The sequence below is a fragment of the Nostoc sp. KVJ20 genome (assembly GCF_001712795.1).
In the GTDB taxonomy this organism is placed as follows: Bacteria; Cyanobacteriota; Cyanobacteriia; order Cyanobacteriales; family Nostocaceae; genus Nostoc.
Genome location: NZ_KV757708.1, coordinates 1 through 14,163, shown reverse-complemented (window position 1 = coordinate 14,163; position 14,163 = coordinate 1). Strand labels below are relative to the sequence as shown.

Genomic DNA, 14,163 nt, shown 5'->3' with positions numbered 1-14,163 from the left:
GAAAGATCCGGGTAATGGATAGGTCCTTTGAGGACGGCTTTTTATCATCGGTGACAGGACTTTAAATGAGTAATGAGTAACGAGTAATGAGTAATGAGTAATGAGTGGATGAAAAATGGGTATTTACTCATTACTTATTACTTACTCCAGAATCACCGACCCTTCTTTCTCGGTGAGTATGTCAACCATAGACGATCCGTAGACTTCAGTTGAAAAGACTAGGGCTGTTGCTGTAGCGTCTTTGAAAAAGAATTGCTGCCAAATTAGTTAATAAACAGGTGATTGCTAGCGACATCAAGATATAAGTAGGAGCCATCACCACGCCAATCATGAACCAAGTATATACGTGCAGTATCATTACAGAAGCGAAAAAGCTTGCAATTCCAGCAGATTGCCACACTTGAGATGATGGGCGACGTAACGCTACTAGGCTCATCGTTAAAATTGTGATCAGCAAGTTCGCTGGTACAAGAAATGCACAGATACCTATGCAGTTGCCACGAGAGAATTCAGCTAAGGTGTTAAGATCGAGCATTAATTTTGTTTCTTGGGATAGATGTTAGCTTTTTAAGAATTTAATTTAGTTTAAAAAAACGAAATCTAAATTAACAGATAAGTGAGTAATCACATTGCAAATATAACATAAATTAAACTATTGAGTTACGTTTTGATACTACTCAATAGTTAGGTAATTATAAAGATTTTAGATAGCTAGGGTGGGTATTTTCCACCCTCGCTGAATTAACCCGGTAAAATTACCGTATCGATAACGTGTACTACACCATTATCAGCTTCGATATCTGCTGCTAAAACTGTGGCATTTTTAACTTCAAAACCATCGGAAGAATCAATTTTAATGGGTGAACCTTCCACAGAGTTAACCGTGCCGAGTTGTGCTAAATCAGCCTTTAGCAGCTTTCCTGGAACGACATGATACTTTAAAATCCGCGTTAGCTGGGGAATATTCTGTAACAGAGTTTGGATAGTTCCCGCTGGTAACTTGGCAAAAGCATCGTCATTTGGTGCAAAGACAGTGAACGGGCCAGGACTTTTTAATGTTTCTACTAAACCAGCAGCTTGCACAGCCGCCACCAGTGTTTTAAAAGACTCAGCCGTAACTGCAATATCAACAATATCAGCCATATATCTTACCTAAATCTCTGCAAAAGATTTTAGAGGATAATAAACCTCTTTTAAGTTTTATTAAATAAAATAAATTTCATAGCAGGGGTGAATAATTTACAGCTAAATGAGTACTCCTGTCAGACATCGCCTTAGCTTATATTTTGCACCAGGCGACCAGAAGTCGCGGCTACACAGACAAAACCTGCCTCCGCAGGTTGAAAAACCTTGATTTCGCGTTAGTCTTCACAATACCAGGCGGATTTCTCTGCGAGACGCTGTTCGCGTTTGTTTGTATAGCCGCGATTTCTAATCGCTAGGGCTAGGTGCAAGATGTGAGCGAGTCTGCGGGCATCGGGTTTTCCTCCAGCAATACTGCCCTCTGCCTCCTACCTGACTCGATAAAATTATCAATATTTGGCAACTACCATAGTGATTTAGTCTCTCATCAACTGAGGGACGGTAGAATATACCTAATTTTCGTAGCTTCAAAAGCCAAACTATGACGATGCATTCCACACTCAAACGTGCATTTACTAACCGCCGCGTTCTAAAAGTGATCAGCGGTTTGAATAATTTCGACGCTGCTAGCGTTGCTGCTACTGTCAAAGCTGCTGAATTAGGCGGTGCTACTTTCATCGATATTGCCGCCGATCCAGCCTTAGTTCAGTTAGCTAAAAGTTTGACAAGTTTACCAATTTGTGTATCGGCAGTAGAACCAGAGAAATTTGTGCAAGCTGTAGCAGCTGGTGCTGATTTAATTGAAATCGGTAATTTCGATTCTTTCTATGCTCAAGGACGCCGCTTTGAGGCTCTGGAAGTACTAGCGCTAACTAAGCAAACCCGCGCTCTCTTCCCAGAAATCACTCTATCTGTCACCGTTCCCCACATTCTGGAACTAGATCAACAGGTACAGTTAGCAGAAGAATTGGTGAAAGCTGGAGCAGACATAATTCAAACCGAAGGCGGTACTAGCAGTAACCCAGTTCACCCCGGAACTTTAGGATTAATTGAAAAAGCTGCCCCGACGTTGGCAGCAGCTTTTGAGATTTCCCGTGTGGTGTCAGTACCAGTATTGTGTGCTTCAGGTATTTCTAGCGTCACTGCACCATTAGCGATCGCATCTGGTGCTGCGGGTGTTGGTGTTGGTTCCGCCATCAACCAACTCAATAGCGAAATCGCAATGATTGCTGCTGTGCGTGGCTTAGTAGAAGCCTTAGCGACTGCAAATGTAGTAAGGAGTTAAGAGTTAAGAGTTAGGAGTGATGAGTTATGAGTTAAGAGTGATGAGTTGAAGAAACTTATTTATTCAAAACTTTTAACTTTTAACTCCTAACTTCTAACTTCTAACTTCTAACTCCTAACTTCTAACTCATAACTTCTTTCAAGGCATAAATCACCTGATCTTGCTGCTGTTGTGTCAGTTCTGGGAACATAGGTAGAGATATAACCTCATGGCAAGCTTGCTCTGCTATTGGTAAGTCCCCAATTTCATAGCCCAAATTTTGATAAACTGGCTGCAAATGTAAAGGATGGGGGTAGTAAATCATTGAACTTACGCCCTGTTCTTGCAATTGACTACGCACCCAATCTCGATATTTGGCGCTAGAACCATTACGCCCTTCGCCTGATATGCGAATAGTGTATTGGTTCCATACCCCAACACCTTCAGGTAATTCTTGGGGCGGGACTATCCCTGGAATTTGACTGAGGAACTGATAATAATAGTTGGCGATATCTCGTCGGCGATCATTCCAAATATCTAAATAACGCAGCTTAATCTGCAAGATCGCTGCTTGGAGAGCATCCAAGCGGCTATTTACACCGATTTCCTCATGTAAATATCGAACTTTACTACCATGATCTCGTAATATTCGGAGTTTGGTAGCGATCGCTGGATCATTAGTCGTTATTGCTCCGCCATCACCACAACCACCAAGATTTTTGGTAGGGTAGAAACTAAAGCAACCAATATGTCCAATACTTCCTACTTTCTGATCAGCCCACATTGCCCCTGTAGACTGAGCGCAATCTTCAATTATTGCCAAATTGTGAGATTGAGCGATCGCCATTAATGATGTCATATCCACAGGTTGTCCAAATAGGTGAACCGGGATAATCGCTTTGGTTTTGGGTGTAATAGCCGCCGCTAATTGCTCCACATCTAAATTAAACGTAGTAGCGTCAATATCAACGAAAACAGGCTTTGCACCAACGGCGCTAATCACTTCTGATGTAGCAATAAAGGTGAAAGGCGTTGTAATCACTTCATCGCCTGCACCAATGTCCAAGACTCGTAACGCTAAGTAGAGTGCATCAGTACCAGAATTACAAGCCACACATTCTGTAACAGTATTATAAGCGGCAAACTGTTTTTCAAAGCCTTCGACTAAGGGGCCGCCAATATAGCGGCCAGAAGCTAAAACCTCTAAGACGGCTGCACTTACTTCTGCTTCGATGGTGGTGTATTGCTGCTTGATATCAAAGGCAGGGATGGGATTTACACTTTGGATCATGAGTTCTCATTTTATCGGAAGATACAAAGGATGCACTTCGACAGTCAATTTTTGCTGATTGAATTGTTAATCAAATAGGAGCTACTAAAAGACTATCGCCCAAGATACGCATCTATTAGGGTTTTTACTTAAATTGTGGCGCGGTAAACTGCCGCACATTTAATTTACAGATAGTAGGCATACTAGGTGTTTGCCTTGTTAAGGTCGTACCATTTGGAATTTTGAATTGATGAAAGTGATATATATCAAAGGATTGCGGCGAAGAGTCCCCCAGCACACGTACTCGTTGGTGGGGGAGGAACGCCGCTCTGGGACTGGGTACTGGGTACTGGGGACTGGGAAAACATTCAAAAATTTGGGAGAGGTGAGAGCAAATTCCATAATTTTTAGTTTGAAAACCAAATCCCCAGTCCCTAATCCCCAGTATCCAGTCCCTTTTACTCAAGATCCAACACATCGGATCAAAGTTCCTCTTGTGTGGGCTGCTGTGAGAAGAAAATACTAGGAGATAGAGAACCCATGCAGGAATTGATCAAGCTGGATTTTGTGGATTTAGCTATTGCTGTGGGATTGATGGCGATCGCCATTGGTTTATCTGCCTGGGAAAAATTAGGACTAGAGTTAAACTTAGCCCTTGCTACTGGGAGAACCATCTTACAACTTCTTGTATTGGGATACATTTTAGATTTCATCTTGGCTTTAGACAATGCTTGGGCAGTTTTGGCGCTATTAGTAATAATGCTGACAATTACGGCGATTGTCGCACGAAATCGCATCAGCCAAAAAATTCCTCATCTGTTGCCTTTGGTGTGGGGTGCAATTTTAATTAGTACCGCCCTGACAGTGCTTTACACCAACTTCTTGATCGTTCAACCAGAGAGATGGTATGAACCACAGTATATAATTCCTTTAGCAGGGATAGTTTTAGGTAATGCTACCAATGCAGCTGCGATCGCAGGCGATCGTCTTGTCAGCACCATTAATTCCAGCCATCTCGAAATAGAAACTCATTTAAGCTTAGGTGCAACTCCAGAGCAAGCAGTTAGCCAGTATCGCAAAGACGCCATCAAAGCCGGATTGATTCCCACTCTCAATCAAATGATTCTCATCGGTATGGTGGCAATACCAGGAATTACCACCGGACAGTTGCTAGCTGGTGTTAAACCCCTAGATGCTGTATCTTATGAAATTTTGATTATATTTATGGTTGCTTTCGCTAACTTGTTGACAACACTTTTAGTTACGAAGGGGTTGTGTCGTCAATTTTTCAATTCTGCCGCGCAGTTGGTGAGTTAAGAAGGCAGGGGGCAGGAGGCAGAATACCCTGTTCATTGGTGTCAACTTAACGCGAAACCGCACGTCCGCCAGGGATTGTAAATCCCTGTCTCATAGCTAAAGTCATCTGAAGATGACTAGATATCCCCAAAAATATTCAGTCTACTTCAGTAGACTTTAGCTATGAGCCAGAGAATTCATTCTCTGGCGGGTTATGAAGCCCGCAGCGAAGCTATTTCTAGCTTAAGTTGACACCAATGTACCCTGTTCTGATCCTTCAGTCGGCTGTAGACGGGCGTCGTAAACTTCACCCCGTCTCATTCTGGAGTTTCCTCTAACTTCAAAGCTTCCCACTGAGCCTGGGCAAATTCTGCCTGCATCTGCAAAACTTCGGCTTGATACTCTAGATCATTTGCCATTTTTGCTAAAGCTGCATCAATTTCTGCCCGTTTTTGCACTGCGAGTTCACGCCGCAATGCCCGTATTACAAACTCATCGCCAACACACTGAGCAATTAGTTTAATACAAAGGGCTTAATTAGGGCTTGCTGAAAAAGTCTGATGGCTGGGGTAGGCAATAGGGAATAGGCAACAGGCAATAGTTTCATCGTGATTTTTGGTGTTTTTTTGTGACCTAATCCATTAGAAATGCAAAATTTTTCAGCCTGATACCCCAATTTACTTGCACCTGTTTCTACAAAAATAGCCCCAAAACATTGAGAAATCAACGTTTTATCATTATTCAGCAGACCCTAATTACCAGCACAAGATGTAGCGGTGAGCGAGGAGTTATGGGGCGACGCAATAGGTACTTGAGCAACCAGAACCACCTTCCCATTGGCATCTGTAACCCATCCTTGAGCTTCCACAATTTGAGTAGGTTCATTGACAGAATTAACTTTCTGTGATTTTTCTTCTGTATTTGGCTGCGCTTGTACACCCACTTCTTTCTGAATACTGCCAGTACGATTTTGACTCTCTGGAGAGAGTGTGATCCAATCTGCTAGCACCGCATCAGCTATCAATAGCTCTGTGGGATCGGGTGCTAGTCCTCCACGCCCAGTAGCAACAAATGAACTACTGGCTATTTTCCCACCAGAATTACAACCAGCCGTAATTTGCTGCGAAGCATCATCCAGATTTACGGGTAATTCTACTAATCCTTTACTGGGGTCAGCATCTGGTGAGTTGATTTGTACAGTGCCATTTAATAAAGGGTTTTGTTGAGAAAATGCTGTGATGTCACTTGTTCGTAGGTTCTTCGGGTTTATTTCTTCCGGATCAAGTCTCTCTACGTCTGCACGAGTGCGGGGTACAAACCCAAAGATATTTTTAGCGGTGATTGTGATTTTACCACCAGAACCAGAGAAGGCATTGGCAGTGATATCGCTATTTGCAAAGGGAGCGGCGACCAGGAAGCCATTAGGTGCTTTGATGGTGATATTACCGCCATCTCCACCAAGCCCTGTCTTACCTGCATTAGTGGTTATTTTACTTTCGCGGCGCATCAATAATAAGTCTCGCACCTGTAACGTAATATTCCCACCTAAACCTGACTCGGTTTCAGCTGTGAGTTTTCCCTTATTGTCCAAAAGTATGGAGCGAGCGATTATATTTAAATCACCTGCTTTCCCTAAATTAGTGGGATCTCCGATATAGATTACATTTTTTCGAGCTTGGCTACTCACAGTTATCGCAGCCCCATCCTTGATAATCAATTGTCCTGTAGTTAGGGTCAAGTTTCCGCCATCTCCAGGCCCTTCAGTTCCAGAAAACAAACCACTGAGTCTAGAACCATTTGGTGAGGTTCCAATTAGTTCTACGGAATCAGAGGCGTTTACCGTCAAGTTTCCTGCTTTTCCTGTATTTTTTGGTGTAAGTTGGTTAGAAATAAACCTATATATACCCTCAGAGCTTGTTGATATTCTTGCCCCTCCTTGGATACGCAACTTTCCAGTATTAATTGTGATACTGCCAGCGTTTTTATCGCCATAAGTTGCACTAAATAATCCACTGGATATTAAATCACTACCATCTCGGAACACAGGAATGGAGGTGCCGCCAATTAGTTCCACGGAATCTGATGCGTTTATGGTCAATTGCCCGTGCAATTGTGCCCCACTTCTGACCACCAACTTCTGAGTAGTGATATTTATGTTTCCAGAGTTTCCGTTTGATAAACTCTGAGTAAACAGTTGTGTATCTTGTTCAACTACTACAGACTCTGAGGCGTCCACTCTCAAATCTCCTCCTGATTGCCCTCCAAAGAGATCAACTAGAATTAGGAAACCGCCAGCTACCCGCACGAGTCTGCCTTGCACGTGGATATTGCCGCCATCCTCTCCGTGAGTATCTACAATAGATCGAATTTTATTTAACTGGATTACTTCGACGTTCTGGAAATTTTGAACACCTTCATATCCCAATGCCCAACCTTCGTTTGTTGGGCTTAAACTTACCAGACTATTACCAGCGACGCTTCCTAACTCAACTCTTCCATCCTTTGCTGTGATATTTCCCCCCTCTAGCCTGATATCACCGCCTATCAGTGCCAGGGTTTTGCCTTGCTGCACCTGTAGACCAACGCCTTGCCTAAAGATATTAACTGCGCCATCTGGTTTGGCTTGGGATTGATTGCGGATGGGAGCAGCAGTTGCTCCAAATTGCAAACCAATGGGAACACTTAGTGTCAGTAGAGGTGTAGCTTGAGGAGATGTAGCACTAAACTTTGTACCATCAGCAAAGTTCAAGCTACTCGCCGTACTTGCCACAAATGAACCGCCGATATTTAAAGAAGCATTAGGCCCAAAAACAATGCCGTTAGGATTAATCAGAAACAGGTTGGCTGCGCTGTTAGCTTGCAGAATGCCATCTATATTAGAAATCGAATTGCCACTTACCCGACTGATGATATTTTGAATATTTATTGCATTGTTAAAGTGGGCTGTACTTCCCGCAGAGACAGAAAACTGTTCAAAGCTGTGGTATAAGTTTGTACCACGAACTGCTCCACCATCAATCTGGTCTATAGGCTGACCATCAATTAGCTTTGGCGTAATGATTGAACTTTCAGATCCAAGTGTGCCATCCTTTTGTATTTGGGCTAAGGCAAAGCTCTCAAAGAAAGTGAGGACTCCAGTAATTGCTAAAGTACTCACTATCCCTAACTCCCAGCACCAACTGCTTCGGTTTCCAGACATTAGAAACTTGCACCCAAAAAGTAAGAGTATATTGAAATACTGCTCCTTGCTAATTAGGTATAGTGATACTTAAGATTATCTCTGTAGCCTAACTAGTAAATGCAAAGTTCAGCATTTTTATACTTACTAGAATAAACTTTTTACAGTACAAAAACTAAATTATTTAGCAATTGCAGCCGAAAGGGTCGCCAGTTGACGGGCAAGGGATACACCATGAATTCTCCATTAGAACAATTTCCTGTTCTGTACCTGCACTACCAGATTTGATTTTGTTTGGGTCAAGATTGCACTGCCACTGAACTGTCAAAGCTCTATCATCTAATACTCCGTATTTTTCAAGCAATGCGTATAAGCCAGCGTTATTAACGCTTTCAAGTAGTTTCTGCTCAACTTCTGCTTGTAACTTCTGTAATGTTTCAGAGTCCATAACTGTTTCCATTTCCTAAAGGATGTGTATCATTGTTGATTCGGGTTGGCTAGGAAAAATTACGCATAGTGTCACAAAACTTAATATTTTAACGCTGGATTAACGTGAGTTCCATGAACCTCTCCTCTCCGAAACGGGAGGAGCAAGAAAAATTCCGCTTTTTGCTCCCCTCTGGGCGTCGGAGAGGGGCTGGGGGAGAGGTTAAATAAGACTTGTCTAACTCACGTTGGATTACCTTTATGCATTGAATGAACTAAAAGGCAATACGCTTGGGTTAAGGGTTATTGGTGTAGATGATTGGTCTTTGAAGACGCGATAAATCGCGTCTCTACAATATAGGTTTTGTTGCTAATTCTTAATCCCCGTCGCCGCAATACCCTGAATGAACTGACGCTGACCGATGAGAAATAATACCATCACTGGAACTGTCGCTATGGTCACTGCTGCCATCATCAAGGGCCAATTATTCGTAAATTGCTCTTGAAACTCTGCCAATGCCAACTGCACCGTTCTTAATTCTGGTCGTGTCGTAAATACTAAAGGCTTAAATAAATCATTCCATTCACCGATGAAAGTGAACAAAAATAGTGTCACCAACGCCGGACGGGCTAAAGGTAACATCACTCGCCACAAAATTTGCAGTCGGTTCGCCCCATCTATGGCTGCGGCTTCCTCTAATTCCACGGGAATTGTCTGGAAATACTGACGTAACAAGAAAATCCCAAACCCGTTGACCGCAGTGGGTAAAATAAGCGCCCAATATGTATTTATCAAATGTCCCCACTTCAAAACCAAAAAGATGGGAATCACCAATAACTGAAAGGGAATTACCAAAGTTGCTAAAACGACTAATAGCAGTGCTTGGCGTCCCCGAAACTTCAGGCGTGCTAAGGCGTAACCAGCCAAAGCAGAAGTGACAATCTGAAACGCCGTCACAGCGATCGCTACCAAGGTAGAATTAGCAAACGCCAGCAAAAATTTTCCCTGTTGCCACGCAACGCGGTAATTTGCTAAAGACCAGTTATTTTTGGACAAATTTTCTGGGCTGGCGGCAGTCGGTGCAAAGGAGGTGAGAAAGACCACAAACAGCGGTAGTAGAACGATAAATGCCCCTAGCAGTAACACTACTAGGCTTAAAAAATCGCCAGATTTTAGATTCGGGTTTGGTTTAGACATAACTCAAACTGCAAAGCATTTGTTTCGCTAGGACTAGAGCATCTCCTCCAGCAACAGTTAATCTATAAACATAGTTACTTGTTAAGTTAAATTAAACCACAGTGATTGTTACCCTCAGTTCATAGGGTAAATTGAATCCTGGTGTCAAATAATTCAGGTTTACAGGAGTAAACATAACCATGCCGCAGCTTACAGACGAATTTAAAGGATTAGATTTCAAGAGCGAAACATACAAAGGTGCTTATAGCCGGATTAATGCGATCGTGATTGAAGGGGAACAAGAAGCCCATGAAAATTACATCACCCTAGCCCAACTGCTGCCGGAATCTCATGATGAATTGATTCGCTTATCCAAGATGGAAAGCCGCCACAAGAAAGGATTTGAAGCTTGTGGGCGCAATTTGCAAGTTACCCCAGATTTGGAATTTGCTAAGGAGTTTTTCTCTGGACTACACCAAAACTTCCAAACTGCGGCAGCAGAAGGTAAAGTCGTCACTTGTCTATTGATTCAGTCTTTGATTATCGAATGTTTTGCGATCGCAGCATACAACATTTACATCCCCGTTGCCGACGACTTTGCCCGCAAAATCACTGAGGGAGTAGTAAAAGAAGAATATAGCCACCTCAACTTTGGAGAAGTTTGGCTCAAAGAACACTTTGCAGAAGCCAAGGCTGAACTTGAACTTGCAAACCGCCAGAACCTACCCATAGTTTGGAGAATGCTCAACCAAGTAGAAGGTGATGCCCACACAATGGCAATGGAAAAAGATGCTTTGGTAGAAGACTTTATGATTCAATACGGAGAAGCATTAAGTAACATCGGTTTTACGACTCGCGACATCATGCGCTTGTCAGCTTACGGACTCATTGCCGCCTAAAAGAGTGTCCAGTAACGAGTCCTGAGTGCTGAGTAGTTAAAATTCAGAACTCAGAACTCCTAACTTTTAACTCCCAACTCTACTAAATTCCACGCCTCAAGATAGCATAAGCCTAATAATCACTACATGTTTGGTCTAATTGGACATCTGACTAGTTTAGAACACGCTCAAGCGGTAGCTCAAGAATTGGGATACCCAGAATATGCCGATCAAGGGTTAGACTTTTGGTGTAGCGCCCCACCGCAAATTGTTGATACCATTATTGTCACCAGTGTAACTGGGCAACAAATTGAAGGAAGATATGTAGAGTCTTGCTTTTTGCCGGAAATGCTAGCTAGTCGCCGCATCAAAGCCGCAACGCGCAAAATCCTCAACGCCATGGCCCATGCACAAAAGCACGGCATTAACATCACAGCTTTAGGCGGATTTTCCTCAATTATTTTTGAAAACTTTAAGTTAGAGCAGTTTAACCAAGTCCGCAACATCAAACTGGAATTTGAACGCTTCACCACCGGAAACACACATACTGCCTACATTATTTGTAAGCAGGTGGAAGAAGCGTCAAAACAGCTGGGAATTGATCTGTCAAAAGCGACTGTTGCTATATGTGGGGCAACTGGGGATATTGGTAGTGCAGTTACACGCTGGCTAGATGCGAAAACAGATGTCCAAGAACTTTTGTTGATCGCCCGTGATCAAGAACGTCTCAAAGAGTTGCAAGGCGAATTGGGGCGAGGGAAAATCATGGGTTTGACAGAAGCACTGCCCCAAGCTGATGTTGTAGTTTGGGTTGCTAGTATGCCCAGAGGCGTGGAAATTGACCCCACTACTTTGAAACAACCCTGTTTGTTGATTGATGGTGGTTATCCTAAAAACTTAGCAACCAAAATTCAGCATCCTGGTGTACACGTGTTAAATGGTGGAATCGTAGAGCATTCCCTGGATATTGACTGGAAGATTATGAAAATCGTCAATATGGACGTGCCAGCCCGCCAGTTGTTTGCTTGTTTTGCCGAATCAATGCTACTGGAATTTGAGAAGTTATACACGAACTTTTCGTGGGGACGGAATCAGATTACCGTAGACAAAATGGAGCAGATTGGTCGGGTGTCAGTAAAACATGGATTTAGACCGCTGCTAGTTTAGTCATTAGTCATTGGTCATTGGTCATTGGTCATTTGTTATTTGTTATTTGCAAAGGACAAAGGACAACTGACAAAGGACAACTGACAAAGGACAAAGGACAAAGGATAGATAACTTATAACTCGTAACTTATAACCCCTACGATGGCAACTACCGAGCGTAAACCGCTACTGCTAGATTTTGAAAAACCCCTAGCAGAACTTGCAACCCGAATTGATCAAATTCGGCAACTTGCAGAAGAAAATGGCGTCGATGTTTCTGGTCAAATTCGCCAACTAGAAGCACGTGCCATGCAACTGCGTGAGGAAATTTTCACAAGTCTATCCCCGTCTCAGCGATTGCAAGTCGCTCGTCATCCACGTCGCCCCAGTACTCTCGATTACATTCAGGCTATAAGTGATGAATGGATGGAATTACATGGCGATCGCTGTGGTGGTGACGATCCGGCTTTAGTTGGTGGTGTCGGTCGTCTGAGTGGACAACCTGTGGTGATGTTGGGTCATCAAAAAGGACGGGATACTAAAGACAATATTGCCCGTAACTTTGGAATGCCTTACCCTGGCGGCTACCGCAAAGCCATGCGGTTGATGGAACACGCCAATAAGTTTAGTATGCCGATACTAACTTTTATCGACACACCAGGAGCTTGGTCTGGTGTAGAAGCAGAACACCAAGGTCAAGGAGAAGCGATCGCTTATAACTTGCGGGAAATGTTCTGCTTAGATGTGCCAATTATCTGCACAGTCATTGGTGAAGGTGGTTCTGGTGGCGCACTCGGTATCGGCGTAGGCGATCGCCTACTCATGTTTGAACACTCCGTTTATACCGTCGCCACTCCCGAAGCCTGTGCTGCCATTTTGTGGAAAGATGCTGGTAAGGCTCCCCAAGCCGCCGTGGCTCTGAAAATTATTTCCCATGACCTGAAAAAATTGGGAATTATTGACCAAATACTCCCCGAACCCACTGGTGGCGCTCATTCCGACCCTTTAAAAGCCGCTAATACTCTTAAGCAAGTGCTGCTAGAAAATTTGGACGAACTCAATCGTTTAACCGCTCCAGAACGCCGCCAACTGCGTTACGAAAAATTCCGCAAAATTGGTGTTTTTACAGAAGTTGCCCACTAACAGCACTTCATTAATGATTGATTAGCTAATCAGCAATGCTATAATTGCCTATGTGCTTAAAGATTTTTAACAATCTAGCCATAGGCATTTGCATGTTTGCTAAATCTACTCAACTTAATTGAGTGGGTTTTGTATTTTGTAAATAATCTAATTTGAATGTACAGCGTGGTTTTCCAGGCAATGATTTGTTGTCTTCACTGCTAAAACCCACAATATGGGAACTATTGTGCAGCATCATAGCATTTGCCTAATGAAAATCATCAGATTTTTAGACTCCTTTAATCTATCCAAACCGAGAAATGTAAATAATTGGGTGGTAATAGGTTTTGGGAACTGCCAAAAAATTGGGAGACACCATGAGTGTTGAGCAAAAACGACGCGCCCTGATTACTGGGGCTAGTAGTGGAATTGGGAAAGCAACGGCTTTAGCCTTTGCAAAAGCGGGAATAGATGTCGCCTTAGTCAGTCGTTCTTTGGATAAGTTAGAGGCGGTAAGAGAAGCCGTAGAGCATACTGGGGTCGAAGCGAAAGCTTACGCTGTCGATTTAGCGCGGATCTCCGAAGTCAAAGACAAGATCCAAGCGATCGCTCTAGACTTTGGTGATATAGACATTCTGGTAAACAATGCGGGCATAGCCTATACAGCCACTTTGAGCGAAACTCCCCTAGAAGACTGGCAACAGGTAATTGACTTGAATCTGACTGGCGTGTTTGGGTGCATTATGGGGATTTTACCTTCAATGCGCGATCGGGGCACAGGCACAATTATCAATGTCGCTTCAATTGCTGCCAAGCAACCCTTTCCCGGTTGGGGAGCATATAGCGTCAGCAAGGCTGGTTTGATTGCCCTCACTCAAACCCTGGCGCAAGAAGAACGCACCCACGGCATTCGTGTCACAGCTATTTGTCCCGGTGCAGTCAATACAGAACTTTGGGATACAGAAACAGTTCATGTCAACCTAGACCGTTCCAAAATGTTAACCCCGGAAATTGTGGCTCAGTCAATTCTTTACGCTGTACTTTTACCACAACAGGCAGTGATTGATGAACTGATTCTGATGCCCAGCGCTGGCGCACTCTAATTAGTCCTTCGTCCTTTGTCTTTTGCAAATGACNAATGACCAATGACTAAACCATAACCAAGACTGAATCATGACTATTGCTAGTTCCAACGGTTCCAATTACTCTCAATCGCCTCTGATTCCCGACTTGGCAGAAGCCATAACTCCTAGACCCGATCGCAATACTCATAACGGGCGACCAGTAGATGTGTTCCCGCCAACGGAGGAACAGATGGAGGAA

12 protein-coding genes and 2 pseudogenes are annotated in these 14,163 nt (G+C 43.3%); 7 read left to right on the top strand and 7 right to left on the bottom strand.

The annotated features are described in order from the left end of the window. Positions 1-205: 205 nt before the first annotated feature. Together A4S05_RS30700 and A4S05_RS30695 are read right to left on the bottom strand one after the other, a co-directional pair. Complete coding sequence (locus A4S05_RS30700; RefSeq protein WP_069073560.1) at positions 206-535, bottom strand: hypothetical protein; 330 nt, start codon at positions 533-535, stop codon at positions 206-208. Between the two features lie 206 nt (positions 536-741). Continuing rightward, positions 742-1,143 (bottom strand): fasciclin domain-containing protein, encoded by a 402-nt coding sequence (locus A4S05_RS30695; protein ID WP_069073559.1) that lies wholly within the window; start codon positions 1,141-1,143, stop codon positions 742-744. Between the two features lie 481 nt (positions 1,144-1,624). Here A4S05_RS30695 and A4S05_RS30690 point away from each other — a divergent pair, with 481 nt between their 5' ends. Next, the gene (locus tag A4S05_RS30690) at positions 1,625-2,368 is read left to right on the top strand and encodes a DUF561 domain-containing protein (RefSeq protein WP_069073558.1); all 744 of its coding nucleotides are present in this window, start codon (positions 1,625-1,627) and stop codon (positions 2,366-2,368) included. 121 nt (positions 2,369-2,489) lie between these two features. On the opposite strand, the gene A4S05_RS30685 is transcribed toward A4S05_RS30690, so the two are convergent. Beyond that, entirely contained in the window at positions 2,490-3,638 is a 1,149-nt protein-coding gene (locus A4S05_RS30685) for a DegT/DnrJ/EryC1/StrS family aminotransferase (protein ID WP_069073557.1), read from the bottom strand. Between the two features lie 519 nt (positions 3,639-4,157). Here A4S05_RS30685 and fetB point away from each other — a divergent pair. Next, the gene (fetB, locus tag A4S05_RS30675) at positions 4,158-4,934 is read left to right on the top strand and encodes an ABC transporter permease (protein ID WP_069073555.1); all 777 of its coding nucleotides are present in this window, start codon (positions 4,158-4,160) and stop codon (positions 4,932-4,934) included. Positions 4,935-5,230: 296 nt separating this feature from the next. Here fetB and A4S05_RS30670 read toward each other — a convergent pair. The 4 genes and pseudogenes from A4S05_RS30670 to A4S05_RS30650 form a co-directional block, all read right to left on the bottom strand. Then, positions 5,231-5,410, bottom strand: a pseudogene (locus A4S05_RS30670) (CopG family transcriptional regulator); the annotation flags it as partial. A gap of 254 nt (positions 5,411-5,664) precedes the next feature. Beyond that, positions 5,665-8,112, bottom strand: coding sequence for a filamentous hemagglutinin N-terminal domain-containing protein (locus tag A4S05_RS30660; protein ID WP_069073552.1), 2,448 nt, complete (start codon positions 8,110-8,112; stop codon positions 5,665-5,667). A 163-nt stretch (positions 8,113-8,275) separates the two neighbouring features. Continuing rightward, positions 8,276-8,539, bottom strand: a complete 264-nt coding sequence (locus tag A4S05_RS30655) for a hypothetical protein (protein ID WP_069073551.1) — start codon at positions 8,537-8,539, stop codon at positions 8,276-8,278. 348 nt (positions 8,540-8,887) lie between these two features. After that, complete coding sequence (locus A4S05_RS30650; protein WP_069073550.1) at positions 8,888-9,715, bottom strand: carbohydrate ABC transporter permease; 828 nt, start codon at positions 9,713-9,715, stop codon at positions 8,888-8,890. A 179-nt stretch (positions 9,716-9,894) separates the two neighbouring features. Here A4S05_RS30650 and A4S05_RS30645 point away from each other — a divergent pair, with 179 nt between their 5' ends. From A4S05_RS30645 to A4S05_RS30625, 5 genes and pseudogenes are all read left to right on the top strand, one after another. Then, a complete protein-coding gene (locus A4S05_RS30645; protein WP_069073549.1) occupies positions 9,895-10,593 on the top strand; it encodes an aldehyde oxygenase (deformylating) in 699 nt (232 codons plus the stop codon). 126 nt (positions 10,594-10,719) lie between these two features. Next, positions 10,720-11,739 carry a long-chain acyl-[acyl-carrier-protein] reductase gene (locus A4S05_RS30640; RefSeq protein WP_069073548.1) on the top strand — a complete coding sequence of 340 codons (1,020 nt, stop codon included), beginning with the start codon at positions 10,720-10,722 and terminating at the stop codon, positions 11,737-11,739. A gap of 141 nt (positions 11,740-11,880) precedes the next feature. Next, complete coding sequence (locus A4S05_RS30635; RefSeq protein ID WP_069073547.1) at positions 11,881-12,861, top strand: acetyl-CoA carboxylase carboxyltransferase subunit alpha; 981 nt, start codon at positions 11,881-11,883, stop codon at positions 12,859-12,861. A gap of 356 nt (positions 12,862-13,217) precedes the next feature. Continuing rightward, entirely contained in the window at positions 13,218-13,943 is a 726-nt protein-coding gene (locus tag A4S05_RS30630) for an SDR family oxidoreductase (RefSeq protein ID WP_069073546.1), read from the top strand. Between the two features lie 70 nt (positions 13,944-14,013). Then, positions 14,014-14,163: pseudogene (locus A4S05_RS30625) on the top strand (GTP cyclohydrolase I FolE); the annotation flags it as partial.